This window comes from Bradyrhizobium sp. UFLA05-153, assembly GCF_054185185.1.
Genome location: NZ_JBBIAM010000020.1, coordinates 13,044 through 38,633, shown reverse-complemented (window position 1 = coordinate 38,633; position 25,590 = coordinate 13,044). Strand labels below are relative to the sequence as shown.

Annotated in this window: 24 protein-coding genes and 1 tRNA gene; 7 read left to right on the top strand and 18 right to left on the bottom strand. The window is 64.7% G+C overall.

Annotation, left to right across the window (positions count from 1 at the left end; genetic code table 11):
- Nucleotides 1–13: 13 nt before the first annotated feature.
- From Q2941_RS14505 to Q2941_RS14490, 4 genes are read right to left on the bottom strand one after another with little or no spacing between them, the layout of a single operon-like run.
- Nucleotides 14–421, bottom strand: a complete 408-nt coding sequence (locus Q2941_RS14505) for a thiol-disulfide oxidoreductase DCC family protein (protein WP_027523459.1) — start codon at nucleotides 419–421, stop codon at nucleotides 14–16.
- Nucleotides 422–466: 45 nt separating this feature from the next.
- Nucleotides 467–1,792: an SDR family oxidoreductase gene (locus Q2941_RS14500; protein ID WP_458192868.1), complete on the bottom strand. Its 1,326-nt coding sequence runs from the start codon at nucleotides 1,790–1,792 to the stop codon at nucleotides 467–469.
- 8 nt (nucleotides 1,793–1,800) lie between these two features.
- Nucleotides 1,801–2,268, bottom strand: coding sequence for a DUF2269 family protein (locus tag Q2941_RS14495; protein WP_027523457.1), 468 nt, complete (start codon nucleotides 2,266–2,268; stop codon nucleotides 1,801–1,803).
- On the bottom strand, nucleotides 2,265–3,152 hold the full coding sequence (locus Q2941_RS14490; RefSeq protein ID WP_458192867.1) for an alpha/beta hydrolase family protein: 888 nt from the start codon (nucleotides 3,150–3,152) through the stop codon (nucleotides 2,265–2,267). Before Q2941_RS14490 ends, Q2941_RS14495 begins: the two co-directional genes overlap by 4 nt.
- A 267-nt stretch (nucleotides 3,153–3,419) precedes the next feature.
- On the opposite strand from Q2941_RS14490, the gene Q2941_RS14485 reads away from it, so the two are divergent.
- From Q2941_RS14485 to Q2941_RS14475, 3 genes are all read left to right on the top strand, one after another.
- Nucleotides 3,420–3,929, top strand: coding sequence for a GNAT family N-acetyltransferase (locus tag Q2941_RS14485; protein ID WP_027523455.1), 510 nt, complete (start codon nucleotides 3,420–3,422; stop codon nucleotides 3,927–3,929).
- A gap of 178 nt (nucleotides 3,930–4,107) precedes the next feature.
- Nucleotides 4,108–4,641, top strand: a complete 534-nt coding sequence (ppa, locus tag Q2941_RS14480; RefSeq protein WP_027523454.1) for an inorganic diphosphatase — start codon at nucleotides 4,108–4,110, stop codon at nucleotides 4,639–4,641.
- 140 nt (nucleotides 4,642–4,781) lie between these two features.
- The gene (locus tag Q2941_RS14475) at nucleotides 4,782–6,266 is read left to right on the top strand and encodes a M20 family peptidase (protein WP_458192913.1); all 1,485 of its coding nucleotides are present in this window, start codon (nucleotides 4,782–4,784) and stop codon (nucleotides 6,264–6,266) included.
- A 146-nt stretch (nucleotides 6,267–6,412) separates the two neighbouring features.
- On the opposite strand, the gene Q2941_RS14470 is transcribed toward Q2941_RS14475, so the two are convergent.
- Genes Q2941_RS14470 through Q2941_RS14460 form a run of 3 tightly spaced genes read right to left on the bottom strand, consistent with a single transcriptional unit; the run spans nucleotide 6,413 to nucleotide 7,958 of the window.
- Nucleotides 6,413–7,297, bottom strand: a complete 885-nt coding sequence (locus Q2941_RS14470; protein ID WP_027523452.1) for a bifunctional methylenetetrahydrofolate dehydrogenase/methenyltetrahydrofolate cyclohydrolase — start codon at nucleotides 7,295–7,297, stop codon at nucleotides 6,413–6,415.
- Nucleotides 7,298–7,300: 3 nt separating this feature from the next.
- On the bottom strand, nucleotides 7,301–7,651 hold the full coding sequence (locus tag Q2941_RS14465; protein WP_027523451.1) for a DUF167 domain-containing protein: 351 nt from the start codon (nucleotides 7,649–7,651) through the stop codon (nucleotides 7,301–7,303).
- Nucleotides 7,652–7,667: 16 nt separating this feature from the next.
- Nucleotides 7,668–7,958: a YggT family protein gene (locus Q2941_RS14460; RefSeq protein WP_027523450.1), complete on the bottom strand. Its 291-nt coding sequence runs from the start codon at nucleotides 7,956–7,958 to the stop codon at nucleotides 7,668–7,670.
- A 188-nt stretch (nucleotides 7,959–8,146) separates the two neighbouring features.
- On the opposite strand from Q2941_RS14460, the gene Q2941_RS14455 reads away from it, so the two are divergent.
- Nucleotides 8,147–8,222, top strand: a tRNA-Ala gene (locus Q2941_RS14455).
- 124 nt (nucleotides 8,223–8,346) lie between these two features.
- Here Q2941_RS14455 and Q2941_RS14450 read toward each other — a convergent pair.
- The 7 genes from Q2941_RS14450 to Q2941_RS14420 all read right to left on the bottom strand — a co-directional run bounded on the left by Q2941_RS14450 (nucleotide 8,347) and on the right by Q2941_RS14420 (nucleotide 16,369).
- Entirely contained in the window at nucleotides 8,347–9,159 is an 813-nt protein-coding gene (locus tag Q2941_RS14450; protein WP_027523449.1) for an enoyl-CoA hydratase, read from the bottom strand.
- A 110-nt stretch (nucleotides 9,160–9,269) separates the two neighbouring features.
- Complete coding sequence (locus tag Q2941_RS14445) at nucleotides 9,270–10,064, bottom strand: glutamine amidotransferase (RefSeq protein ID WP_027523448.1); 795 nt, start codon at nucleotides 10,062–10,064, stop codon at nucleotides 9,270–9,272.
- Between the two features lie 250 nt (nucleotides 10,065–10,314).
- A complete protein-coding gene (locus tag Q2941_RS14440) occupies nucleotides 10,315–11,094 on the bottom strand; it encodes an SDR family NAD(P)-dependent oxidoreductase (protein WP_027523447.1) in 780 nt (259 codons plus the stop codon).
- Nucleotides 11,095–11,327: 233 nt separating this feature from the next.
- Entirely contained in the window at nucleotides 11,328–11,816 is a 489-nt protein-coding gene (locus Q2941_RS14435; RefSeq protein WP_027523446.1) for a tellurite resistance TerB family protein, read from the bottom strand.
- A 318-nt stretch (nucleotides 11,817–12,134) separates the two neighbouring features.
- Nucleotides 12,135–13,544, bottom strand: coding sequence for an adenylate/guanylate cyclase domain-containing protein (locus Q2941_RS14430; protein WP_458192866.1), 1,410 nt, complete (start codon nucleotides 13,542–13,544; stop codon nucleotides 12,135–12,137).
- 47 nt (nucleotides 13,545–13,591) lie between these two features.
- Nucleotides 13,592–14,959 carry a cytochrome P450 gene (locus Q2941_RS14425; RefSeq protein ID WP_458192865.1) on the bottom strand — a complete coding sequence of 456 codons (1,368 nt, stop codon included), beginning with the start codon at nucleotides 14,957–14,959 and terminating at the stop codon, nucleotides 13,592–13,594.
- A 36-nt stretch (nucleotides 14,960–14,995) separates the two neighbouring features.
- Nucleotides 14,996–16,369 carry a hydrolase gene (locus Q2941_RS14420; RefSeq protein ID WP_458192864.1) on the bottom strand — a complete coding sequence of 458 codons (1,374 nt, stop codon included), beginning with the start codon at nucleotides 16,367–16,369 and terminating at the stop codon, nucleotides 14,996–14,998.
- A gap of 137 nt (nucleotides 16,370–16,506) precedes the next feature.
- On the opposite strand from Q2941_RS14420, the gene Q2941_RS14415 reads away from it, so the two are divergent.
- Nucleotides 16,507–18,195, top strand: a complete 1,689-nt coding sequence (locus Q2941_RS14415) for an MFS transporter (protein WP_027523442.1) — start codon at nucleotides 16,507–16,509, stop codon at nucleotides 18,193–18,195.
- Between the two features lie 146 nt (nucleotides 18,196–18,341).
- Here Q2941_RS14415 and Q2941_RS14410 read toward each other — a convergent pair whose 3' ends face one another.
- Nucleotides 18,342–18,557 (bottom strand): hypothetical protein, encoded by a 216-nt coding sequence (locus Q2941_RS14410; protein WP_027523441.1) that lies wholly within the window; start codon nucleotides 18,555–18,557, stop codon nucleotides 18,342–18,344.
- Nucleotides 18,558–18,742: 185 nt separating this feature from the next.
- The gene (locus Q2941_RS14405; protein WP_027523440.1) at nucleotides 18,743–19,039 is read right to left on the bottom strand and encodes a hypothetical protein; all 297 of its coding nucleotides are present in this window, start codon (nucleotides 19,037–19,039) and stop codon (nucleotides 18,743–18,745) included.
- Between the two features lie 251 nt (nucleotides 19,040–19,290).
- On the opposite strand from Q2941_RS14405, the gene Q2941_RS14400 reads away from it, so the two are divergent.
- Nucleotides 19,291–20,340 carry a polysaccharide deacetylase family protein gene (locus Q2941_RS14400; RefSeq protein ID WP_027523439.1) on the top strand — a complete coding sequence of 350 codons (1,050 nt, stop codon included), beginning with the start codon at nucleotides 19,291–19,293 and terminating at the stop codon, nucleotides 20,338–20,340.
- A 176-nt stretch (nucleotides 20,341–20,516) separates the two neighbouring features.
- Here the strand turns inward: Q2941_RS14400 and Q2941_RS14395 are convergent, their stop codons facing one another.
- Entirely contained in the window at nucleotides 20,517–20,861 is a 345-nt protein-coding gene (locus Q2941_RS14395) for a hypothetical protein (protein WP_458192863.1), read from the bottom strand.
- Nucleotides 20,862–20,990: 129 nt separating this feature from the next.
- Nucleotides 20,991–24,419: a DUF7933 domain-containing protein gene (locus tag Q2941_RS14390; RefSeq protein ID WP_458192862.1), complete on the bottom strand. Its 3,429-nt coding sequence runs from the start codon at nucleotides 24,417–24,419 to the stop codon at nucleotides 20,991–20,993.
- A gap of 702 nt (nucleotides 24,420–25,121) precedes the next feature.
- Between Q2941_RS14390 and Q2941_RS14385 the strand changes: the two genes are divergently transcribed.
- On the top strand, nucleotides 25,122–25,590 hold a 469-nt coding region (locus Q2941_RS14385), incomplete at its 3' end, for a hypothetical protein (RefSeq protein ID WP_458192861.1).

Here is a 25,590-nt window from a genome sequence, read left to right as displayed (position 1 = left end):
AATGACGGGGCTACTACTCGATCACCCTCGCCCGCAAGTCCGCGTCCGGCACGAAGCACGCATCATACTTGCCGAAAATGCGATAGCGGTTGCGTGCGACGAGATTGTAGACCGCGTTCCGCAGCGGTTTTGGCACGGCGAACAGCGCGCGCACCCAGCTCCAGCCGGGGAGTTGCGACAGCACGGTCAGCGCGGCGTCCGATTTCATGAATACTTCGCCGCCGTGAACGACGGCGTTGGTGTCGGGATCATCGGGATCGATGCCGAAGGTCTGTGCGAGCTTCGTTCCGTACTCCGACTGGATCGGCGTGAAACGGAATCGGCGCGCCGTGTCGCGCGTCGCGACGAAGCGAATCCAGCGTGAGCAGAAGATGCAGACGCCGTCGAACAGGATCACGTCGTCGTCAGGCCATTTACTCATCAGAGTCTCTTTATTGACGCGTCTTCTTCACGCGAACCGAAAACGCTATCGGCTATCCAGCATCAGCAGAGCGACCAGCATCAGCACAATCGCCGGGCCCGTCTTCACCAGCGCGCCAAGCGGCTCGATCCAGAGGTCGGGCGTCAGGATCGCGGCGCCGACCATATAGCCGAGCGAGGCAACGATGCCCGCGACGAGCCCGACGCCCGCGGTGCGGCGGAAGGCGATGAGCACGCCGATCGACATGTCCATGAGGCTGGTGCCGATGGTGATGGGATCGACCAGCGCGGATGGGAAGCCGTGCGCGCTCAGGATGCCAGCGGCGGCGCGGTAGGAGACGATCAGGGCGATGAAACCGGAGACGACCCAGAACGCCACCAGGCTCGCGAACACAAGCGCCTTGACCAGGTATAGCCGCGCAAACCATTTGTCCTGGATGGTGGCGGGATGACGCCCGATCGCCTCGGCCAGTGTCGTCGGCACAATGCCTGTGGCTGCGATCCAGTGCTGCGGGTCGCCCGTCACGCCGCGGCGCAGTTCGGCGATCGCGGTCGAGCGCATCGGCGGCATCCAGCCGAGCCGGCTGGCGAGATCGCCTGCCCACGCGCTGCAATCGAGCAGGAATGCCGGCATCGCGAGATGCGGCCAGCCGGCCGTGCCGAACGCAAGGCGAAACTGCTTGATGACGCCAGCCATCGTGACCGGCTCGGCCTGCATCAGGTCCCAGCTCACGGCTTTCACGGCGGGATCGTCGATGTCGCGCGCCGCGAGCCAGGCGATCGTGGCGGCAATGTCGCTGATAGCGACGGGCTGGAACGGCGTCGCCATCTCCTTGGCCGGCAGGTCGAGCGGAGAGGCCGCGAGCGCGCGCAGCATGGCGCTGCCGCCATAGGCGGACGGCGCGACCACGAAGCCCGGGCGCAGGATCGCGTGGGGAATGCCGGAAGAGGCGACCAGGCGCTCGGCCTCGCGCTTGGTCGTGGCAAAGGAGGTACGATCCTCGTTGGCCGCGCCGGGGATCGAGATGTGCACCAGCCGGATCGCGCGGCCGCTCGCGCCAATTGCCTGCAATAGGCGCACGACGAAGTCGCGATGAACAGCGTTGGTGTCGCTGCCGGGAGCGTCCTGGAGGACGCCCACGCAATTCACGACCACATCGACCGCATGCTCGTTCAGAAGGCGCGTCAGCGCCGCCGCGTCGAGCGCCATGATCGGCAGCTCGATATCGAGCGCGCTCATCTTCTGCGCCGGCGACAGCTGTCGCGCCACGCCGATGACGCGAAAGCCGCGGGCGCGGAGATCGTCGGTGACGAAGCGGCCGATCAGGCCGGAGGCTCCCAACAGGAGGATGTTGCGCACCACTTCACTCATCATATTACTCAGAACGGCTTTGCGATCATCAGCCAGAGGATCAGCATCGTTGCGCCAAAACCCGGGAAGCCGAAGGCGAACCAGCGGCGGAACAGCACGAAATAGCGCGGCGGCAGGGCCGCGCGCTGCTCGGCCGCCTTGCGCGCGAGACCGCGCATCTCGATCTGCATGAACACCACAGGCACCCAGAACAGCCCGGCGACCGCGTAGAGCGCGAGTGACGCCAAGAGCCAGCGCTCCGCGATCGACGTCGCCGAGAGCATCATCAATAGTCCGCCCGTAACCGGCTGGAGGATGACCGCCGAGAGCGTGAACAGGGCGTCCGCGATCACCACGACCGCGGCCGTGCGCGCGATGAACTCGGCGTCCCGGCTGCGATGCGCCATCAGCATGAAGAAGGCGATGCCGCTGCCGGTGCCGAGAATGACGATGGCACCGAGCACATGCAGATATTTGACCAGGAAATACAGCGTCATGGCTTCTTGGCCACCAGCGGCTTTGGTGATTTCAGCGCGCGCTCGAGTTCAGCGCTGGCGGCTTTGACGCCGGCTTCGGTCTCGATCATCCAGTGGCCCTCGCTGCCCACGGCTGGCAGCGCGCGAAAATCGATCTTCCCACCACTGCTGCGAAACGCATCGGCCAATTGCCGCGAAAATGCCGGCGCGAAATAGCTGTCGTTGGCCGCCACCACCCAGGTGATCGGCACGCGCGCCGCCTTGCCGAACTCGCCTGCCGCCGAGGTGAGCGTATGCGGCGCGCAGACCTGGTTGGGGAAGTCGTTGGCATGGCCGCCGCGCCCGGGTGCAAAGGCGATGATGGCGCCAACCGTCTTGGGGTCGGCATTGGCAAGCGCGAGCGTGCCCCAGCCGCCCGCGGAATGACCGAGCACGACGGCGCCGTCCTTGCGGACGAAATCCTGCTCTCGCAAGAATTCCAGCGCGCGTGCGATTTCCTCGGCCGTGGCGCGGCCCGAGCGCGCGTAGTTCGCCTCGTCGCAGCCGCCCTGGTCCTCGACATAACGGCCGCCGGTTGCGCCATGGCCAAGCCTTTCCGGCACCAGCACGGCAAAGCCGCGCGCAACCAGAAACGCGGCGAGCGCGCGGTACTCCAGTTGCGGCATTTGCGCACGACGCAGCACGTTTTGCGTGGAGGCATGTGCGATCAACGCGAGGCGGAACGGGCCGTCGCCCGGGGGACGGAAGAGCAGGGCATGTGCCGGCGTTGCAGCATCCGACGAGGGCACGCGCCACTCTTGCCGGCGAAACGGCTCGCCTTCGGCACCCGATGCCCCCAACGCGCTCTGCGCACGCGCGGGCGTGGCGAGAATGAGCAGGGCAACGATGAGCGCAGAGAACCGCATGACTGCCGGCAGCAGAATTCGAACGACAAAGGCCAGACTAGCTGGAACGAATCATCATGGGCGGACTTTTCTCGCGTTGCCGCCATGCAGTCCTTCGCGAAACGGCTGGTTTTGCACCGGCGCAGGGCATCTCGCTGCCGTCCAAAGCGGCGCCCTGTCCTCTTTCGGTACAACACGGCTCGGAAACTGATGCAGAAAGTCCACAGGTTAACCGATAATTAACGATGGCTCTTGCCGCCGGCCCGGCGACTTGGTTTGATCGCGCCCATGAGCACAACCCTGATCGAGGTCCGGCCGGCCAAAGCTGCTGACGCAGCCGCGGTGGCGTCTACCCATGACGAAGCTTGGCGCTCGGCCTATCAGGGCATCATTCCCGGCGCCGAACTGGAAAAGCTGATCAATCGCCGCGGCCCGCAATGGTGGGACAGCGCGATCCGCAAGGGCAGCCGCGTCAGCGTGCTGGTGTTCGGCGACAAGATCGCCGGCTACGCGAATTACGGCCGCAACCGCGCCCGCAGCCTGCATTTCGACGGCGAAATCTACGAGCTTTACCTGCGTCCGGAATTCCAGGGGCTGGGCTTCGGCCGGCGCCTGTTTACCGCCGCCCGCCGCGACCTGATGCAGAGCAATTTGAAGAGCATGGTGGTCTGGGCGCTGTCCGACAACGATCCGGCTACGGAATTTTACCGGGCGCTGGGCGGCCGCATGGTGGCGCGCTCCTCGGAGCGGTTCGGGCCCAAATCGCTCGACAAGGTCGCTTTCGCCTGGACCAATTGATCCGCTGTCATTTGGCTGGCAGTACTTCCTTCCGCCGATACCGCTTGCCCATTTGAGCCGGTAAGAACCGGTGTTCATTATTTCGCGAAAAGTCGATGGATCGGCGGGCCAAGCCCGCGTATGACAGCGCGAAATCGCTGCCGGGCGAGATCCCCTTTCGGCAAACACGGAGCTTTTTATGCGTATCGATGCGGTCTCGATCGGGACCAAAGCGCCAAACGAAGTCAACGTCATCATCGAAGTGCCGGTTGGCGGCGAGCCGATCAAGTATGAGATGGACAAGGAAGCCGGCACGCTGGTGGTCGACCGCTTCCTCTATACGCCGATGCGCTACCCCGGCAATTACGGTTTCATCCCCCACACGCTCTCTGACGATGGCGACCCCTGCGACGTCTTGATCGTCAACACCCGCGCCATCATCCCCGGCGCCGTCATGAGCGTGCGCCCGGTCGGCGTGCTGTTCATGGAGGACGAGGCCGGCGGCGACGAGAAGATTTTGGCGGTGCCGTCTTCGAAGCTCACGCAGCGCTACGACAAGATCAAAGCCTATAGCGACCTGCCCGACATCACGCTGCAGCAGATCCAGCACTTCTTCGAGCATTACAAGGATCTCGAGAAGGGCAAATGGGTGAAGATTCTGCGCTGGGGCGGCCCCGAGGAAGCGCACAAGCTGATTCTCGAAGGCATCGAGCGCGCGAAGAAGAACAAGTAAGCTTCCGTGTCCCGGACGCGGCGCGGCATGAAATGACGCGCCGCTGAGCCGGGACCCATGGCGCCGCTGGGCCCCGGCTCGGCAGCGCATCACTGGCGTGCTGCGCTGCGTCAGGGGCATGAGCTTCGTTCGGAATGGCTATGCGCCGTCTTCTCAGGATCATCCGCAACGTCGTTCTGCTGATCGTCGCCGGCGTGCTCGTGCTCGCCGGCGTCTTGCTGTTCAACGTCCTCACGCGGGCATCGCGGCAAGTGCAGGTCGCAGCGATCCCGCGCGCGACGGTCGACACCGAAGGCGCGGCAAAACGGCTGTCGGAAGCGATCCGCTTTCAGACCATCTCGAACTTCCTCAATCCCGAGCAGGACGCCGACGCTCTACACGGGCTCGAGACGCATATCTCGCAAAGCTTTCCGGCGTTCAATGCCGCAGCCACGCGCGAGGTGATCGGCGGCCACAGCCTGCTCTACACCTGGGAAGGTTCTGATCCCAAGGCCCAGCCGATCGCGCTGCTCGCGCATCAGGACGTGGTGCCGATCGCGCCGGGCACCGAGAAGGACTGGCAGCAAAAGCCGTTCGACGGTGTCGTCGCCGACGGCTTCATCTGGGGCCGCGGCTCCTGGGACGACAAGGGCAACCTCTATTCCATGCTGGAGGCGGCCGAGCAGATGGCGAAGGACGGCTTCCGACCAAAGCGGACGATCTACTTCGCCTTCGGCCATGACGAGGAGGTCGCTGGCACACGCGGCGCCAAGGTGATCGCGGCCACGCTCAAAGCGCGCGGCGTACATCTCGACTTCGTGCTCGACGAGGGCCTCTTGATCGCCGAGGGCATGATGAAGGGACTACACAAGCCGGCCGCGCTGATCGGGCTCGCAGAAAAAGGCTACGCGACGCTGGTGCTGACCGCGCATGCGACGCCCGGCCATTCCTCGATGCCGCCGCGCGAGACCGCGATCGGCATGATGAGCGCGGCGCTGGCGCGGCTGGAGGATCACCGGCTGCCGATGCATATCCGCGGCGCGGTCGCCGAGATGTTCGACACGCTGGCGCCGGAGATGAGCGGCTTCAGCCGCGTCGCGCTGTCGAACCTCTGGCTGTTCCGGCCGCTGCTGCTGCGCGAGTTCGAGAAGAACGGCCCGAGCGAGGCGATGGTCCGCACCACCACTGCGCTCACCATCTTCAATGCCGGCGACAAGGACAATGTGCTGCCCGGGAATGCGGAAGCCACCGTCAATTTCCGCCTGCTGCCCGGCGACACGCAAGCCAGCGTCACCGATCACGTCCGCACCACGATCGATAATGACAAGATTTCGATCGCGCCGTTTCCCGGCAACACCGACCCGCCGCCGGTGACGGGGACTGCGAGCAAATCCTATGCGGCGCTGAACCGCACGATCCGCGAGGTCTTCCCCGACGTCGTCGTCGCGCCCGGCCTGATGGTCGCGGCGACCGATTCACGCCACTACGCAGGCATCGCCGACAACATCTTCCGCTTCTCACCGGTGCGTGCCAACAGCGAGGACTTGAAACGGTTTCACGGCACCAATGAGCGCCTCAGCATCGAGGGCTATGCCGACATGATCCGTTTCTATCGGCGGCTGATCGAGAATACGGCTGGGTCTTAAGCTCAGGGCGAGTGGCGCCGCAGCGAGGTGCGCCCCCTCGCCCCGCTCTTCGCGGGGAGAGGGTTGGGGTGAGGGGCTGCGTGCGCGATCGCCGTGAGAAATGGACTCGCGGAAAGTCCCCCTCACCCGCAAGCGGGGCGAGGTAACTACACCGCCGGCTTCGGCAGGCCGGCGATTGCGCAAGCCGCACGCAGCGTATTCACCAGCAGGCACGCCACCGTCATCTGGCCGACGCCGCCCGGCACCGGCGTGATTGCACCGGCGACGCCAAGCGCCTCCTGATAGGCGACGTCTCCGACGAGACGCGTCTTGCCGTCTTCTTTCGGGATGCGAGTGATGCCGACATCGATCACGGTCGCGCCCGGCTTCAGCCAGTCGCCGCGCACCATTTCCGCCTTGCCGACCGCGGCATAGACGAGGTCGGCACGCTTGACGAGACCAGGCAGATCGCGCGATCGCGAATGCGCGACGGTCACCGTGGCGTTCTCGTTCAGCAGCAACTGCACCAGGGGACGGCCGACGAGATTGGAGCGGCCGAGGACGATGGCGTTCATACCCTCGAGCGAGGCGTGCACGCTCTTGGTCAGGATGATGCAGCCGAGCGGCGTGCAGGGTGACAGCGCCTCCAAACCGCCGGCGAGCCGGCCGGCATTGTTCGGATGCAGGCCATCGACGTCCTTGGCGGGATCAATGGCGTTGATCACGGCTTCGGTGTTGAAGCCCTTCGGCAGCGGAAGCTGCACCAGGATGCCATGCACGGCGGGATCGCGATTGAGTTTTGCGACCACCGCAAGCAAATCTCCTTGCGAGACGTCGGCCGGCAGCTTGTGCTCGAACGAGGCCATGCCGGCCGCTTGCGTCTGGGTGCGCTTGGAGCGGACATAGACTTCGCTGGCGGGATTGTTGCCGACCAGCACGACGGCTAAGCCCGGCACCAGATTGTGCTCGCGCTTGACGCGGGCAACCTCGTCCGCGACGCGGGCGCGGAGCTCCGCGGCGATGACTTTTCCATCGATGATCTGGGCCGTCATGTCCTAGTCCTTGTCCGTCGATTTGGCCGCGGCGAGCCGGCGCAGCGCCTCACCAAGGCGCACCGGATCGCCATCAACCGCAATCTGCTTCAACCGCGAGGCGGCGCCCGAGAGCAGCCGCACGCTCGCCTTCGGCACGCCGAGCGATTTCGCAATCAGTTGCAACACCGCACGATTGGCTTCGCCACCATCGGCAATCGCGCGCACCCGCACCTTGAGCACGCTGCGGCCGTCGGCGAGCGCCTCGACGCCGTCGATGTCGTCGCGGCCGCCGCGCGGCGTCACTCGCAGCGCGATACTGATACCCGAGGTGGAATAGCGCCAAGGTTCTGTAGAGGGCTTTGTCGAGGCCAAGGCCCGCCTGCTTCGCCTAAATCACGTTCGGGTAGACGTAGTACATGATCACCCGCTCGATGAACATGATGATCAGGATCAGGATGATCGGCGAGATGTCGATGCCGCCGAGATTGGGCAGGAAATTGCGAATCGGCGCCAGCACCGGCTCGGTAATGCGGAACAGGAACTCCGCCACCGCCGAAACGAATTGGTTGCGGGTGTTCACCACGTTGAAGGCGATCAGCCAGGACAGGATCGCGGAGGCGATCAGCAGCCAGACGTAGAGGTCGAGCACGATGATGACGATGTCGAGAACGGCACGCATGGCTGGGAAAACTCTGGTTCCGGTGGGGATTGACGCCTTTTGCTAGATATCGGTTCCCCCCGGTCCAAACAAGGGAAGTCCCAGCACCCACAGGGCTAAAACCGGGTTACGCCCGTCCTTGACTTGACCTTGGCGGGGACTTAAATGGCGCCCGGTTGTCGGCCGCGTTTACCAGAGCGGCCCGCGACGGGGCCATAGCTCAGCTGGGAGAGCGCGTCGTTCGCAATGACGAGGTCGGCGGTTCGATCCCGCCTGGCTCCACCAGCCTTCGCTCGCTTCGCGAGCTACGGCTAGGCAAGTCCGGGAAGTCCCTCTTAGCGAAGTGAGCGAAGGCTGCCCCGCCATAGCCCGAAGGGCGACGGCGGGCCTTTTCCGCAAATCCACGATCCTACCTCCCCGTAAACCGCGGCGGGCGTTTCTCCACAAAACTCGCCACGCCTTCCCTGAAATCGCTGCCGTTGAGCGCCACCAGCATTTCCCGGTTGGCCTCGATCGTGGCCTCGGCCAGGGTCTGGAACGGCACCTCGTAGAGCTGCCGCTTGATCACGGCCATGGCGCTCGGGGAGACGAAATCGGCGAGATCGCGCGCATAGGCGTAGGTCTCCTCGCGCAGCTTCTCCGGCGGGCAGAGCCGGTTCACCAGCCCGATGCGCAGCGCCTCCTCGCTTCCCACCCGTCGCGCCGAGAGCAAAAGATCCAGCGCGTTGGCGTGGCCGACGATGCGCGGCAGCATCCACGAGATCCCATGTTCGGCAATCAGTCCGCGCCGCGCGAAGGCCGTGGTGAACACCGTGTTGTCCGCCGCAAAGCGCAGGTCGCAATAGAGCGCATGCACGAGGCCGATGCCGGCGGTCGCGCCGTTGAGCATCGCGATGACCGGTTTCCCGATCGACGGATAGAAGCCGTAGCGCGTCTGCCAATCGGGCCGGCGGTTCATGTCGAAGGGCGGCAGGTTCGAGGCACGCCTGATATCGTTGGGATCGAGCCCTTTCAGGGCATCCATGTCCGCGCCGGCGCAGAACGCGCGCCCTGCCCCCGTCAGCACGATGACGCGGACATCGTCGTCGGCTGAGGCAGCTTCCATGGCATGGCGGACGTCGCGCTCCATGATCGGCGTCCACGCATTCATGCGATCGGGACGGTTGAGCGTGACGGTCGCGATCCTGTCGCTGACCTCATAAAGAATATGCTCGTAGCTCACGGCGCGCTCTCCCTTGTTCTTGCTTGGTCGCACGCCTTCAAGCGCGCGTTGAGCGCGAGCCTAGCACATCCGGGGAAGAGGCAAGAGGAAGACGGAATGCGCCGCCGCGATCACTCGGCGGCTTGCGCCATGACCGGCCTCCGCGCGAGCCAGCCGTCGACGAATTTCTTGAGCCAGGTGCGCTCGGCAACGTCGTAGACCGCGCGGTCCGCGAAATGATGGTGGCGGGCGCATGCGCCGGGCGCACTCAGGCCGTCATAGCCGCGCGTGGTCCAGCGATGCATCATCGCGTAGGTCACGTCGGGATGAAACTGGAAGCCGAAGGCATTGCCGGCACAGAACGCCTGCACCGGGAAATCGTCGCCCTCGGCGAGCAGCTCCGCGCCGGCGGGCAGCTCAAAGCCTTCGCGGTGCCAGTGATAGACCTTTCCCGGCCAGTCTGGGCACAGCGCCTGACCCGCCGCTGTCGGACGGATCGGATAGTAGCCGATCTGGGTGAGCGCGTCGGGGTGCGGCGCGACGCGGGCGCCGAGCTGCATGGCGAGCATCTGCGCGCCAAGGCAGATGCCGAGAAACGGGCGCTGCTCGCGGAGCGGAATTTCGATCCAATCGATCTCGCGGCGGATGTAGTCGTCGCAATCATTGGCGCTCATCGGGCCGCCGAAAAACACGGCACCGGCGTGATGCTCGAGCGTCCCCGGCAAGGGATCGCCGAAGCGCGGCCGGCGGATGTCGAGGCGATGGCCGAGCGCGCGCAAGGCGTTGCCGACCCGCCCCGGTGTCGAGGATTCCTGATGCAGGACGATCAGAACGGGCAGCGACGGCTTGCGGTCGGCGGCGTCTGGCTCCCTTCTCCTGAAGGGGACCACCTCCGCGCCACCAAGCCTGTCCGTCCGGAACGACATTGCCCTCTTCGAAAGCTATTGGTTCAGACCGCCAGCATAACTAAGCGATCCTTAATTTCGTGTGAGTTTGCGCACACACTCGACTGAAGGAGGCAAAGCAAGCGCCGGGCCAAAATCGGTTCTCGCCGCGGCTAAAGTGCAATGAGATCAGGATGAATCGTCATCGCGCTTTAGGTAGTTGTTTGCGCATGACCTTTTCGGAAAACCGCTTCGCACTTTGCGCTAACGCGGCCCTTGGGGTCATCATGCTTTAGCGCCGGCGCCTCTGGAACCGGCCGACGGCGGCCAAAATGAAGCCGCGCGGAAAGAAGCGCAGCAGGAACGGCACGATCTTGATGCCGAGACCAGGCAACACCGCCCGTTTATTGGCCATCAGCCCGCGATAGGCGGCGCGCGCAACATCAGCGGCAGAGACGTCGAGCACGGCGGAATCGATACCCGGGGCGAAGCCGGCGCGGGCCTGAAATTCGGTCGCCACAGGACCCGGACAAAGTACGGTGACGCGGACGCCGCGCGGTCCGAGCTCGCCGCGCAGCGCCTCGGTGAAGGAGATGACGTAGGCCTTGGAGGCATAATAGACGGCCATGCCCGGGCCGGGCAGGAAGCCCGCGACCGAGCCGACGTTGAGAATGCCGCCCTTGTTCTTGACGAGTTGATCCGCGAAACGCAGCGACAGATCGGTCAGCGCGCGGATGTTGACGTCGATGATGCCGAGCTGCGCGGCACGATCGCACTCGATCGCGTCACCGAACACCCCGAAGCCGGCATTGTTGACGAGATGGTCGAGCTCGACGTCGGCAGCGGCCAGTGCCGCCGCGATCTTCTCGCCCGCGCCAGGCTCTTCCAGATCGCAGGCGATCACGATCGGCGTCTTGCCGCCCTTGGCTGCGATCTCGCTGGCCAATGCATCGAGCCGGTCGGCGCGACGTGCCGTCAATGCCAGGCGGTGACCGTTCGCGGCAAACACGCGCGCCAGCTCTGTGCCTATGCCCGCCGAGGCACCGGTAATCAGCGTCACACGCTCAGTCACGATCGACGTCTCTTCAATGCAAAGCGAAATTAGGGCGACAACCTCAGGACGAGAGCCTAAGACGAGAGCATAGGCCGCGTGCGCGATGCAAGCCGCCCGTCAGCCTCGCAACCAGCGTCGAGGATGGAGGATGCAGAAAAAACCGCAGATTTGCGGGGATATTCGGCTAAGCCGTGATCAGCCGATACATTAAAGTTTCGTCATGTGATCGCGACTTCGTCCCGCCGATGCGATCAGGCGCCGGCGACGCCGTCCTTGACCTGACCGGTGCCGCGGCTCGCGATGAGATGCTTGAGGTCGATCCTGTCGCGCTGTGACACGCCGAGCAGATCGGATGCACGCCAGACGACGTTGTCCTCGAACTCGGTCACCTGGCCATCGGCATAGACGACCTCCCACATCATCTCGACGATGCGCTTGCGGCCCTCTTCGTCGAGCGAGCGCATGATGACGCTGGTAAAGTGATAGAGATCGACTGCCTCGCCCTCGACCTGCGTTGCGGAGGCAATCAGGCGCTCCGCGGTGCCGCGATCCAGCGAGAAACGGCTCTCGATCAGGCTGTGCAGCTTGCGCCGTTCGGCTTCCGTCGGCTCACCGTCGAGCGAAATCACATGGATCAGCAGCGCGGTCGCCGCCAGGCGATAATCGTTGTCACCAAAGGCGCGGTCCTGCGCCTCGGGGGCGACGATGTCGGCAATGAATTGGCGCAATCCGTCGAGCATGAAATCCTGCCGCAAATGGGTGGCGCCGCAACTGCGGCCTCTCCCCTTTATATGAGCGGGAAATTCGCACCGCGCAATGCGCGCTTATGCCCCGCACTGCATTACGTTTCGGCAATCTGGTAGCGCAACTTTTCCGAGTCGTCCTGGCGAAAGCCAGGACCCATTACCCCAGGGAGACCTTTTGTACGAAACCGCCAACCACTAGTCTTCGCGCGAACCAAGACTGGTGGGTATGGGTCCTGGCTTTCGCCAGGACGACGTTGGGGGCACAGTACAGCGCTCGCAATGACGGAGATTGTGGCGGCCATACTCCACCGCTCACGGCAGCTCGTACACCACCATCTTGTCGGCGATGCCGCGCAGCGCGGCCTGTTTCTGGATCGGCTTGATCGACCATTGCTCCAGGATCCTGGCGACCGCCGGCGCGTCCAGCACGGGACCGGTGATGTGGATTTCCTGGGCCATCGACACGCTCTGCACGCGGGCGGCAATGTTGACGGTGCGGCCGAAATAGTCCTGCCGCTCATTGAGCATGACCGCAAGACAAGGCCCCTCATGAATGCCGATCTTGAGAACGAGATCTGCGGAGCCGCGCTTCTTGTTCAATTCCTCCATTGCGGAGCGCATGCGCAAGCCGGCGACAAGCGCGTCCTCCGGCTTGACGAACGTCGCCATCACGGCATCGCCGATCGTCTTCACCACGGCGCCCTTTTCGGACGCGATGATCTCGAGCAGCGCATGGAAATGCGCCCGCACGAGGTCGAAGGCGGCGAGATCCCCGACCCGCTCATAAAGCGCGGTCGAGCCCTTCAGGTCGGTGAACAGGAAGGTCAGCGAGGTGATCTGCAGGCGCTGGTCGATATTGAGATTATCCGCCTTGAAGACATCGCGAAAAGTCTGGTTGGACAGCATCCGCTTGGCGGTCAGGAACGGCTTGCGCTTGCCGATCAGGTGATGCAGCGCCTCGGCCGCGATGAACACGGTCGGCAGCACACGCACGCCGGCCTGGTTGTCCAGGGACAGCCGCAGGGGTCCGGGCCGCAAGGTCGTTGTCCCCGTCGGGGCCTGGACCTTGTTGTACATGATCGCGAGCTGCTGACGCTCCTTGGTCGGCTCGCCCTGGACATCGACGAAATGCGCGGCATGCGTCACCGGCTCGAACACGATGATGAAATCGTTCGGAAGCTGCAGCGACATCGTCGCCTTTTCACCGGCTGGAAGTTCGAGCGTGTCGAGCGTGACCTCATTGGCGAGGGTCGCGAACGATTCCTTGTTGAAGTCGACGCCCGAGCTCCAAAACATCTGCTTGAAATAATCCCACACTGAAAGCGAGTCGGGATCGTGCGCCGCGATGCGCCGCACGCGCGGGCTGACCGTGAACGAGACCTCGACCGCCTCGTCGACGGACGCCTTGTAGCCGCAGGCACAGAGCGCGCAGTGATAGTCGTCGGGTCGCAGCGCCTTCAGCGTCGTGTGTGCGCCGAGCACGCCGCCGCACCCCGGACACAGGACGTTCCAGCTCAGGTCAAACAGTCCGAGCCGCGCCGAATGCAGGAAGGCGGAGATGACCCGCTCCTCGTCGAAGCCATGCTGCTTGGAGAAATCGATGGCGTTGATGCGGTTGAGCTCGTGATCCTCGCCGCGATCGATCAGCCGCTCAATCTGGTCGACCACCTTGGGCTCGGCGGTCTGCTTGAGAACCGAAAACTGCGCCTGAATGTCGCTCATGTCGCCTCATCTAGTGTGTCGGCGCAGCGATCCCAAGGACCGGCTCGTCACCGTGGCGTGATACGGAACATGGGAGGATGGTCCGGCTGCGTCGTGACGACGCCGACGGGAATGACGGGACCGGTGTCGACCAGCTCAACACGGAATTCTCCGATCAGCCGCGCCAGGGCCAGCACCGACTCGGCTTGCGCAAAAGGCGCGCCGATGCAGACGCGCGGACCGGCGCCGAACGGCAGGTAGGCGAAGCGGTCGGGCGGGGTCGCCGACATGAAGCGCTTGGGAATGAAGGCGTTGGGCTGGTCCCAGAGCTTTTCGTGCCGGTGCAGAAGCCACGGCGCGATCATGATGATATCGCCCTTCTCGATCTCGACGCCCGCCGCGTTGTCCTTGTCGAGTGCCGCACGCGCGATCAGGAAGGCCGGCGGATAGAGCCGCATGGTCTCCTCGATCACGGCGCGGGTGAATTTCTGCCGGTCGATATCGGTTATGCTGTCAAGGTGCTCGCCGCGTGTCTCGGAAGCGACTTCCTCCTGGGTTTCGGGATCGAGCGCCAGAAGATAGAGCGCCCAGGACAGTGCCGTCGCGGTCGTCTCGTGACCCGCCAGGATCATGGTCGCGACCTCGTCGACGAGTTGCGCATCCGAAAAGCCCTTGCCGGTTTCGGGATCGCGCGCCTCGTCCATGAGGTCGAAGAGATCGCGCGGCGGCGCGCCCTCCTTCTTGCCCGCGGCGCGCCGCTCGGCGATCAGCGTCGCGACAAACGCGGTCCAGCGCTTGCGGAAACGGGCGCGCGCAAAATCCATCGGGCTCGGCCAGGACACCGGCAGCAGCATGTCGAGGAAATACGGCCGGCCCAGGCGCTGGCCGTATTCCATGACGAAATTGCGCAAGGCCGCGCCGTGCTTGTCCATGCCGAACGAGAACATCGTCCGCCCGGCGATCTCGAGCGTCATCCGCTGCATGATTTCGCGGAGGTTGAGGACCTCACTGGTCTTCGTCTTGAGCTTCGCGATGGTCTCGTCGAGCACCGCCGTCATGTGCGGAACGAGGTTTGCGGTGGCGTGCGGCGTGAACGCAGGCGCCAGCGTTCGACGCTGATGCCGCCACGGCTGTCCTTCCGCGATCAGCAGACCCTCGCCGAGCACCGGACGCAGCATCCGGATGCCGGCCGGCGTGCGCGTATAGTTCTCGTAATTGGTAAGCAGGATGTGCCGGATCGAGTCGGGCCGGTTGAGGATGAAGCTGTTGTGGAGAAAGAAGCGGCCCTGGATGACGTCTTCCTCGTAGGCGCGCTGTGCCCACGTCGCGATCATGTTCTTGCGGATCACCGCAACGCGACGGAGGAACGGCATGCCCTCCGGCGCACGCAGCGGGGTCGGCGGAATGATGGGCCGGCGCACCTTGGCGACATTCATGGGCTCTCTCCCCGCATATCCACCGCACTCACAGAGCTAGTAAGTCAGCTCGGCAATCGCAATCCTGTTCTCCGCGGCCGGCCAGGCCCGGGCCACGATCCGTTCTTCGTTGAACTCAGCCACGACGTTACGCCCGACCTCTGTGGCCGGAAGCCGCAGGGTTGCTGCCGTATCCGTTGGCACGCCCGGCTTGACGTCCGCCGGCTCCTTGCCGTCGAACAGCACGATGTCGCGCGGCAGGCCGAAATAACCGCGCGGCCGTGACAGAATCAGGACTGCAGCGGCCCCGGCATCGGGCGGACCGAGCGGGCGGGCGGCGCGCAGGTGCACCACGTCCGAAGAGCGCGGAAAGGGCGAGCGGTAGATATGCGTCGTGGGCGCGACCGGCGAGGTCAGGACGAATTCGAGCGACCAGGTCGGGTCAACCTGCGCCGACCCCCAGCGGCCATCGGCGGCGGTCTTTGAGCTATGCACCGCACCGCCCTGGCGCTCGCCGCTGGCGGGATCGACACGAAACACCTCGACGGCGGCGCCCTCCACGGGACGATTGGTCGGCACGCCACCGGGCGTTCCCATCACCAGCCCGCTCAACTTGACGCTGCTCTCGGGCGTGATCGCGATGCGGTCCGGCTCGCGCCCCGCGATGAACTTGTAGATCTCGCGGAATGCGCGTGGATGAAATGCCACTTCGCGATGATCGAGCGTGCCGAGCACGAGATTGGTGGCGCCTTTCAGTTCCGGGCCCTCGGCAGTGACATTGGTGGGCACACCGGGCTTGCCGATGAAGCGGCCGTCGGCCTGCGCATATTTGTCCATGCCGTCGCTGCGCAGGGTGAGGAAGGCCGGCCCCGGCGTCACCTCGCTCTCGCCCTCGTTCAGGCCGCGCAGGAAGGCGCCACGGCCGTTGAACTCGCTGCCGAGCACATCATCGCTAGCCCAGACGCCGTGATTGGGCGTGCCGCACAATACGGCGTGGCTGACATCGCCGGCGCCGCCGTTCTTGATCACGTTGCGGATGGCATAGCCGCCGCGTGAGCTGCCGACCAGCGCGACGCGCGCAGCGCCGGTGCGGCGCTTCAATTCAGCAATCGCAGCGGCGAGCTCCCGGCGCTGGTCTTCGGTCGAGGAGCGGTTGGGCTGTTCGACGCTGTCGACGTCCCGCGCATTGGGATCGGTGAAATTGATCGCCAGCATGCGCTCGCGCGCAACGCCATTGGACTCCATCCGCCATAATGTCGTCATCCAGAGCGCGCCGTAGTCGCCGTTGCCGTGCACGAACAGGATCGGCGGCACCTCGGCAGCGGCTGGCACTGCGGGCGTGGTCTGCGCCCATGCCGACGTCCGCATGCTCGCAACCGCGAAAGGCAGCGCGCTGGCGCCCTGCAAGATTGTCCGTCGCGATAGTTTCATGTCGTTCCTCCCCGGCAAACCACTTGGTTGCACCGCTTATAGCCGTCTAACCACTGGACAGCGAAGGACTTTCGCAGGCATCACTTGGCCCAGCAGGAATCGCCGAACCATTTCTCGCAAGCCATTTGGAAGGGGATATGACCGAGCAGCCGAAACGCCAGAAATTTGCCAATGACGGCATCACCGCGCCCCTGCGGTATACCGTATTCCGGCGCATCTGGCTCGCCAGCCTGCTCTCCAATCTCGGGCTCCTGATCCAGGGCGTGGGCGCGGCCTGGGCGATGACGCAGATGGCGGCATCGGCCGACAAGGTCGCGCTGGTGCAGACCGCGCTGATGCTGCCGATCATGTTGATCTCGATGCCGGCAGGCGCCATCGCCGACATGTATGACCGCCGCATAGTCACCCTGATCTCGCTCTCGATCGCGCTGGTCGGCGCATCCGCGCTCACGATCCTGGCCGGGCTCAAGCTCATCACGCCGGAAACGCTGCTCGCGTTCTGCTTCATCGTCGGCAGCGGTAACGCGCTGTTCGGCCCGGCCTGGCAGTCCTCGGTCAGCGAGCAGGTGCCGCCGGACTCGCTGCCATCGGCGGTGGCATTGAACGGCATCAGCTACAACATCGCGCGCAGCTTTGGCCCCGCGATCGGCGGCGTCATCGTCGCTGCGGCCGGCGCGGTGGCGGCCTTTGCCTGCAACGCGATCCTCTATCTGCCGCTGCTGGTCGTGCTGCTGCTCTGGCGGCGCTCCAACGAACCGTCGCGCCTGCCGCGGGAAAAGCTCAACCGGGCCATGGTCTCAGGTGTGCGCTACATCACCAATTCGCCGCCGATCAAGATCGTGCTGACGCGGACGCTGGTGATGGGCCTGATCGGCGGCGCCATCATGGCGTTGATGCCGCTGGTCGCGCGCGACCTCCTGCATGGCGGCGCGCAGACCTACGGCATCATGCTCGGGGCCTTCGGCATGGGCGCGGTGGTCGGCGCGCTCAATATCCACGAACTGCGCAAGCGCATGAGCGGTGAATCGGCGATCCGCGCCTGCACGATCTCGATGGCATTTGCGATGGCCGCGATCGCGCTCAGCAGCGAGCCGGTGCTGACCGCGGCGGCTCTCGTGCTGGCTGGAGCGGTGTGGATGGCGTCGGTGGCGCTGTTCAATATCGGCGTGCAGCTCTCAGCGCCGCGCTGGGTCGCGGGCCGCTCGCTGGCCGCATTCCAGGCCTCGATCTCCGGCGGCATCGCGATCGGCGCCTGGGGCTGGGGCCATCTCACCGACTATGCCGGCGTCGAGACGGCGCTGCTGGTTGCCGCCGGCCTGATGCTGATCTCGCCGCTGCTCGGACTGTGGCTGGCAATGCCGCGCGTCGGCGCGCGCAACGAGGACGCCGAGGTGCTCGCCGATCCCGAGGTGAGGCTGTCGCTGACCGGGCGCAGCGGGCCGCTGGTGGTCGAGATCGAATATCGCGTGGCGCAGGAGAACGCGCGCGCCTTCCACAATGTGATGCAGGACGTGCAGCTCAGTCGCCAGCGCAACGGCGCCTATGGCTGGTCGATCGCGCGCGACATCGCCGATCCGGAGTTGTGGACCGAGCGCTATCACTGCCCGACCTGGCTCGATTATCTGCGCCAGCGCAACCGCTCGACGCAGTCCGAGCGCGCGCTGCATCAGCAGGCGATCGATTTCCACATCGGCCCCGAGCCGGTGCGGATTCGCCGCATGCTCGAGCGCCCATTCGGCTCAGTGCGCTGGAAGGAAGAGACACCGGACCGCAGCAGCGGCGAGGTGCTGCCGGTGGTCGCGACCGCGGCGGGGAGCAGTACTTAATTTTTCACCGAAGCCGTAGCCCGAATCTTACTTCTGTCATTCCGGGGCGCGCCGTCAGGCGCGAGCCCGGAATCCATTCCTCCATGCGTATGCGGCTCGATGGATTCCGGGCTCGCGCTTCGCGCGCCCCGGAATGACAGCGATAACTACTGCCCGTGCTCGGTCAGCACCTTGTCGCAGGCCTTGCTGAGGCGGGTGCGATTCTGCTTCAGGCAGGCGAGCACGGCCGAATCACCATTGTTCATCACCGAACGGCAGAAGCGGGAGACGTCGCGAGCGCAGGCATCGTGGCCCGGCTGCTGCTGCGCCGACGCACTCGATGCGATCAGGACCAATGGAAGAATCAAAAGAAATCTGCTCATCGCGCAATGCCTCATACCCGAAACGATAGGCGGGCGAAGCTAGAGCGATGGTTCCCGCGCTGCAACGGCTTTGTTAATGATCCGTGCCAGCGAGAGGCGCGTGGCCCCGGTCCGGCACCGGGGCACTTCGCGAGGGAGCTCAAGGGCGCGATGATGGCATCATCGCCACGCAAGCGGCACTTGTCTTAGTGCGCACTTTCCTGGACGTCGGCGACCTTGCGCGACGGCGCCTTGGCGAGGTCCTTGTCCATCACGGCGCGGCAGCCGGGGCTGAGATCGGCGCGGTGCTTGATCATGCAGGCGGTGATCGCGGGGATGTTGGGGATTTCCGACGAGCACAGCCGGAAGGCGTCACCGGTGCACATCTGCTGCGCCTCGGCAGTGTAGGCAAAGCTTGTCGTCGTGGACAGGATGGAAACGAAAGCGGCAAAACCCAGCGCCAGGCTGGCGTCGCGGATTTTGGACGAGAACGAGATGGTCATTTGAGGCTCCCATTGGTGCCGCCGTTGGGCGGGATGCGTTAACGGGAGCTACGATGATCCGGCAAAACCGTTTCCACTGTGATGACGGTCACGACCGGCCCGCTGACTGTGACATCGGTCACTTTGGCGCACCCCGCTGAAATTCCTCCGCAACCGCCGTCGTGTTGGTGTCACGTTAACTGTTCCTTCGCATTAATGGCTCGGCGCGGGGAAAAACCGCTGGTTTGGTTGCGTATTTGGAAAGAATAGCGATGCGTAATGCGTTGGGCCTGATAGCGGCCAGTGTGATTGCGGCGGTCGTGATCGCCGGAGGTTGGTTCTTCTATTCCTCGCGCGCCGAACAGGCCGCTCCCCAGACGATGGCCGCCCGCGCGCCGGAGCCCCTCCCGGCCTCGGCGAAGCTTGCGGCCAGGGACGATGTCGAGACCACGGCGGCACTGTCGGGCAGGCAGGTCGCGGCTGCGGCCGCGACGCCCACGCCGGCACCAGCGATGCCGGTTCAGCAGAAGTCCACCTGCACCAATCCGAACGCGCTTGGGGTTGCCCGCGTGGTCGAGATCGATACCACCGGCGGGCCGGGCTTCGGCTTTGAGCACTTCAAGCAGTTCGACTTCCTCACCGACAAGGAGGTCGTGCTGACCTTCGACGACGGTCCGTGGCCGAACAACACGCCGGCCGTGCTGAAGGCGCTCGCCGACGAATGCACCAAGGGCCTGTTCTTCGCGGTCGGCAAGCATGCGACCTATCACCCCGAGATCCTGCGCCAGGTGCTGGCCCAGGGCCACACGGTGGGCACGCACACCTGGTCGCACGTCAACCTGAACAGCAAGAAGATGACGGAGCAACAGGCCAAGGACGAAGTCGAGAAGGGCTTTAGCGCGGTGAAGTTCGCGCTCGGCACCAACCCCGCGCCGTTCTTCCGCTTTCCCCAGCTTCAGCACAATCCGGCGATCGTGAGCTATTTCGGCACCCGCAACGTGGCGATGTTCTCGACCGACCTCGACTCCTTCGACTTCCGGAAAGAGAGCACGCCGGACAAGATCGTCAGCAACGTGATGACCAAGCTCGACAAGCTCGGCAAGGGCATCATCCTGATGCACGACTTCCAGAAGCACACCGCCGAAGCGCTGCCGACGCTGCTCGCGCGCCTCAAGGCCGGCGGCTACAAGGTCGTGCAGATGAAGGCGAAGACGACGTTCCAGACGCTGCCGGAATATGACGAGGCGCTGCTCAAGGATTTGAAGGTGCCGACGTCGAGCGCGCGTCCGATCTCGAGCGTGGTGCAGACGGTTTCGCAGTAAGCTTCGGCAGATCAAGGCTGCTTAAATTGAACGTCATGGCCGGGCTCGTCCCGGCCATTCGCGTTTTCTTGGTCCGTCATCCCGGGGCACGCGCAGCGTGAACCCGGAATCTCGAGATTCCGGGCTCGCCCTTGCGGGCGCCCCGGAATGACTGTGCGAGCGGAAAGACTGCCGCTTCACCAATAAATGCCGTGGCGATGCAACTCGCTGATGATGCGGCCTTCGGTCCAGTAAGGCTTGCGCTTCGGCTTATCGGCCTTCGCGATGGTCTTGGCCGTGCTTGCTGGCGTCTGCGTCGTTGCGGGCGTTGAGCCTGTGGTCGTCGGTGTCGTGGACACGGCCGCGGGCCGGTCGACATATTTCGGAGCTTCGGTGGGCTTTGCGGCCTGCGGCGCGGTGGTGGTCGTGGTCTGCTGCGCGGCCGGGTCATCGGCGGAAGCGAGCGCGAGCCCGCGCGAACCGGCGGCCTGAGCGGACGCGGAGGCCAGAACCATGGCCGCAACCAGAATGATCTTGCGCATGTGTGTCTCCCGTTCTGAGTGTCACGGGACGCTAGGACAAGTCGGCACGGCGTTACGTGACGTGGGTCACGCAAGCGGACGTCGCTGCATCATTGGCCGGAATCTTTGTTCGGGCGCCCCGGCCCCGATCTAATCTGCACTGAACGGCACCGATGCGCGTCCACGCACCGACCAGACGGTGAACTGATTGCTCCCGAGCCCCCCAAGCTCGCCATCGACCGAGAACCTCGGGCCGGCTCCCAGTGTCACGCCGACGCCGGTCGTGACGCGCGCCGACCAGCCTTGCAGGAACTGGGTCGGCTGCAACAGCGGCCCGACCGGCAGCGTCGCGTCGTCGCGGTTGAAGTAATAGTCGGCGTAGAGGCCGACATAAGGTGTCAGCTTGACCGTGGTCGTCCATAGCCACGGATACATGATTTTTGCGCCGGCGCTCGCGCGGCCTTCCGAGAAGGAGCGTGAGCTCTCCGTGACGCCGAAGTTGTCCGTGTAGGCGTCTTCGCGCTCCCACAAGGCATAGACCTTGAGCGAGGGCTCAATCTCGACGCCGTAGTGCGTCTTGTAGACGCCGATCAGCGACGCCGTCGCGAGCCAGCGTTGCCCCGGGAACGTCGCGAATGCGGTGCCGGCGACGCCGCTGTAGCTAATTCCCGAGCGCGCCAGGCTGGCGTCGAATCGCATGCCTGGCAGGAAGCGCCAGCCGAAATATCCGCCGGCCGTCCACCCGTCACCCTTCAATCGGCCGTCGAGCAGCTGCGAGGTGTAGTCGAAGTTCTCATAGCCGCCGAATGCGCCGATCAGAATATCGGTCGTGAGGCGATGCGATATTCCGAACAGCGCATTGATCTGTCCGCCGCGGATATCGCCGGTCTGCTGGCTGGTATTCCAGTCGCTGCCGCGTATGTCGGCCCAGGCCAGCCACAACGGTGGTGCGAGCACGACCGACGGCGTCCCCTTGGTCGGCGGGGGTTGGAGTTCGCAGCCGAACTTGAAGCGCAGGCCGCCGCCGCTCGCCTTGACCGGCACCTGCGGGCCCGCGCAATCGGTAAAGCCATCGGCAATCGCCTCATCGACCGCGCCGGAGACCGCGGCGCCCGAAGCATGGGCCTCGATCTTGGTGACGGTGAGTTGCAAATCGCGCAAGCGCCCGCTGTCCGCCGGCACGCTGATGGTGATGGAGGCACTCGCAGTGTTGCCTGTTCCGCCGTTCGTGGACGTGACCGGGTCGGTGACGTTGGTCAGCGACCCGACGGTCGTTCCCGTCACGTTGACCGAAAACGTGCAGGACGCAGCGGCCGGGAGCGTCGCACCCGTGAGGCTGACGTTGCCGCCGCCTGCGGTCGCCGTGATGGAGCCGCCGCCGCACGAGCCGGTCAGGCCGTTGGGGCTCGCAACCACGAGCCCGGCCGGGAATCTGTCGGTGAGCGCGACGCCGGTGAGCGCCGAGCTGGGGTTGGGATTGACGACGGTGAACGTTAGCGAGGTTACGCCGCCCGTCGCAATCGACGCGGCGCCGAATACTTTTTGGACACTCGGAGAGAGCGACGTATTGACCGTGAGCGTCGCGCTGGCGCTGTCTCCGGCCCCTCCGTTGGTCGAACTGATCGGTGAGCTCGCGTTGACCTTGATGCCGGCGGTCGTGCCGGTCACGTTGATCGAGATCGTGCAGGACGAGGCGGCCGCGAGGGTGGCGCCCGAGAGGTTGATGCTGCCGCCGCCGGCAGGCGCGGTGAGGGTGCCGCCGCAGGAGTTGGTCAGGCCGCTGGGGCTCGCAACCAGGAGCCCGGCGGGAAACGCGTCGGTGAACGCGACCCCCGAGAGCGCCGTCGAAGCATTGGGGTTGCTGATCGTGAAGGTGAGCAACGACGTGCCGCCGACTACAATCGAGGCGGGCGCGAAGCTCTTGGAAAGTCCGGGAGGAGCCAGTGCGGTCACCTGGAGCGACGAACTGGCAGTGTTGCCGGTCCCTCCATTGCTCGAGGTGACGTTCGAGGTGGTGTTGACCTTGGTGCCGGTGGTGGTGCCGGTTACGATGAGCGAGAAGGTGCAGGCCCCGCCTCCCGTAATGTTTGCGCCCGCGAGCGCAATGCTCGTGCCTGTCGTCGTAAGCGTGCCGCCGCATTGTGCGATGCTGGCAGCCGGAACAGTGAGCCCGGCCGGCAGAGCATCGGTGAAGGCTACCCCGGACAGCACCAGCACAGGGTTGGGGTTGATGATCGTGAAGGTGAGCACCGATGTGCCGCCGAGCGGAATCAGTGAAGGCGCGAAGCTCTTGGCAATCGCAGGCGGAGAGGTCACGCCCACCGCGAGCGCCGCGCTGGCGTTGTCTCCGGTTCCTCCGTTGGTTGAGCTGACCGGTGATGTGCTGTTGACCTTGATGCCGGTGGTCGTGCCGGTCACGTTGAGCGAGATCGTGCAGGATGAGGCGGCCGCGAGGGTGGCGCCCGAGAGGTTGACGCTACTGCCGCCGGCAGGCGCGGTGAGGGTGCCGCCGCAGGCGTTGGTCAGGCCGCTGGGGGTCGCAACCAGGAGCCCGGCGGGAAACGCGTCGGTGAACGCGACGCCCGTGAGCGCCGTCGAAGCATTGGGATTGGTGATCGTGAAGGTGAGCGACGATGTGCCGTTGACGGCAATCGATGCCGGCGCGAAGCTTTTGGAAATTCCAGGAGGAGCCAGTGCGGTCACCTCGAGCGACGCGCTGGCGGTGTTGCCGGTCCCCCCATTGGTCGATGTGACCGCCGAGGAGTTGTTGACCTTGGTGCCGCTGGTGGTAGCGGTCACGGTGACCGAGAAGCTGCAGACCCCGCCTCCCGCAATGCTTGCGCCCGCGAGCGCGATGCTCGTCGCGGTCGTTGTAAGCGTGCCGCCGCATTGAGCGATGCTGGCGGCCGGAACAGTGAGCCCGGCGGGCAGAGTGTCGCTGAACGCGACGCCCGCGAGCGCTGCCGAAGCATTTGGATTGGTGATCGTGAAGGTGAGCACCGATGTGCCGCCGAGCGGAATCGATGAAGGCGCGAAGCTCTTGGCGATTGCGGGGGGCGAAGGGGTCGGCGCCGCGTCAACGGTCAGGTGCGCCGTTGCATTGTTGCCGGGCCCCTGGTCCGAGGAGACCTTGACTGAGTTGTTCTTCTGGCCGGTGGCGGTGGCGGTCACGTTGACAGCGACGGTGCACGTCTGGTTCGACGCCAAAGAGACGTTCGCCAAGCTGATGCTGGCGGCACCGGCCGTGGCCGTCACATTGGAGGCATTGCAGGAGGCGTCGGCGCCGGTGACGGTCAGACCGGTGGGAGTGGCGACAACAAGTCCGCTGGGCAGAGCGTCTGTGAAGTTTACGCCGGTGTTTCCAAGAGTGGCGCCAGTGACGGTGAACGTCAGCGTCGTGCTGCTGCCAACCGTGATCTCCGATGCGCCGAACGACTTGTCGATCGTCGGCGTATTCTGCCCGCGCACCTGCGCAGACCCCGGGCTGGCGGACAGAAACGCGATCAGCACGCCCATGACTGCCGCCCACACCGTCGCGCGGCAGCGCAATCTCTGCGCTGCCGTCGCAGCAGCGTCCACGCGAGGCGGCTTCGAAAACCAACGGATCGCAAGCGCCGCGACGAGAGATCGCGCAATGGGGCACAACCCGCACTTCATCGCCGCCCTCAAGGACAGTTGTCACGCCGGCAAAGGCAATAACGAAAGGTCGGGACGCGTCAGTCGGTTCGGCCGCTAGAATGTTTCAATTGCGCGCGGACCACCGTGAACGGCGAAGCCGCGCCAAGTTCAAAGCTCAGATTGCAATCTACGAACACCACAATCCTCGGAGGAACGGCCACAAATGCGGCAAACGACCAAGGCGGTGCAAGTTTCACGATGACTGTTGCCACCGCGCGACGCGGCGGACAGCGACGCTGACCGAATCTGGAGGCTGGTCTGGACGTGTCTGGATGAGAAGGTGGTGCCGCAAGAGGGCATCACACTATAGGAATAAGCTATTGTTCAAACTAGCTAATTTCTGTGCGATTTTGGCTGAATGCCAGCATAAATGCCAACAATTTTCGTGGCCTCGGGCGAGCGACAGCGAAAAGTTTTCATTCGCGCTGCGGCAGCAACAGGGTGCGAATCAGCGTCTCAGAGTGGTGAGCATGGTGGTTCGCTGAGGGTACGGACCGGTGAATCGTGAGGTTCCCCCGCCCAAGTGAAATCAAGTTTTCCCCGCTTTTTGGACCTCGATAGCAGGGTACTGGTCGACAAGAAGATTAAGGGGGGTATCGCCCTATGCCGACCAAAGACAGTTTTGATCCGGACTATCCTTTGCCTCTCTTTCTCGCCGATGAACCTGAGCAGCAGGGTATCGGGAAAGCGTGGGAAAGAGCAGCTGTTATCTCGTCGCGAGTTCTTAAGGCGAGTATTTTGGTTGCAACGGCGACAGCGATCGGTATCGCGATTCTATCGGTGGGAAATCCAGTGACGCTGTTTGCGGACGTCACGGCTTCGCTGGTCGACAAATCGGCGCTTCAGCCTGGCACCGACCGGTCGATGTCAACAATTCAATCTACCGCCGATGCTCAGGCCTTGCCGCCGACCGCAAAGGACGCGCCGACCCGCGACGAAGTGGCTGCGGTCTCTGAACCCGCCGGTCAGAGTCAGCCTGGCACCGACCGATCGACGTCAACAATTCAATCTACCGCCGATGCTCAGGCCTTGCCGCCGACCGCAAAGGACGCGCCGACCCGCGACGAAGTGG

Coding starts and splice junctions, on each gene's coding strand:
- Q2941_RS14505 (WP_027523459.1), bottom strand. CDS start 421: ATGAGTAAATGGCCTGACGACGACGTGATCCTGTTCGACGGCGTCTGC.
- Q2941_RS14500 (WP_458192868.1), bottom strand. CDS start 1,792: ATGAGTGAAGTGGTGCGCAACATCCTCCTGTTGGGAGCCTCCGGCCTG.
- Q2941_RS14495 (WP_027523457.1), bottom strand. CDS start 2,268: ATGACGCTGTATTTCCTGGTCAAATATCTGCATGTGCTCGGTGCCATC.
- Q2941_RS14490 (WP_458192867.1), bottom strand. CDS start 3,152: ATGCGGTTCTCTGCGCTCATCGTTGCCCTGCTCATTCTCGCCACGCCC.
- Q2941_RS14485 (WP_027523455.1), top strand. CDS start 3,420: ATGAGCACAACCCTGATCGAGGTCCGGCCGGCCAAAGCTGCTGACGCA.
- ppa (WP_027523454.1), top strand. CDS start 4,108: ATGCGTATCGATGCGGTCTCGATCGGGACCAAAGCGCCAAACGAAGTC.
- Q2941_RS14475 (WP_458192913.1), top strand. CDS start 4,782: ATGCGCCGTCTTCTCAGGATCATCCGCAACGTCGTTCTGCTGATCGTC.
- Q2941_RS14470 (WP_027523452.1), bottom strand. CDS start 7,297: ATGACGGCCCAGATCATCGATGGAAAAGTCATCGCCGCGGAGCTCCGC.
- Q2941_RS14460 (WP_027523450.1), bottom strand. CDS start 7,958: ATGCGTGCCGTTCTCGACATCGTCATCATCGTGCTCGACCTCTACGTC.
- Q2941_RS14445 (WP_027523448.1), bottom strand. CDS start 10,064: ATGTCGTTCCGGACGGACAGGCTTGGTGGCGCGGAGGTGGTCCCCTTC.
- Q2941_RS14435 (WP_027523446.1), bottom strand. CDS start 11,816: ATGCTCGACGGATTGCGCCAATTCATTGCCGACATCGTCGCCCCCGAG.
- Q2941_RS14430 (WP_458192866.1), bottom strand. CDS start 13,544: ATGAGCGACATTCAGGCGCAGTTTTCGGTTCTCAAGCAGACCGCCGAG.
- Q2941_RS14425 (WP_458192865.1), bottom strand. CDS start 14,959: ATGAATGTCGCCAAGGTGCGCCGGCCCATCATTCCGCCGACCCCGCTG.
- Q2941_RS14420 (WP_458192864.1), bottom strand. CDS start 16,369: ATGAAACTATCGCGACGGACAATCTTGCAGGGCGCCAGCGCGCTGCCT.
- Q2941_RS14415 (WP_027523442.1), top strand. CDS start 16,507: ATGACCGAGCAGCCGAAACGCCAGAAATTTGCCAATGACGGCATCACC.
- Q2941_RS14410 (WP_027523441.1), bottom strand. CDS start 18,557: ATGAGCAGATTTCTTTTGATTCTTCCATTGGTCCTGATCGCATCGAGT.
- Q2941_RS14405 (WP_027523440.1), bottom strand. CDS start 19,039: ATGACCATCTCGTTCTCGTCCAAAATCCGCGACGCCAGCCTGGCGCTG.
- Q2941_RS14400 (WP_027523439.1), top strand. CDS start 19,291: ATGCGTAATGCGTTGGGCCTGATAGCGGCCAGTGTGATTGCGGCGGTC.
- Q2941_RS14395 (WP_458192863.1), bottom strand. CDS start 20,861: ATGCGCAAGATCATTCTGGTTGCGGCCATGGTTCTGGCCTCCGCGTCC.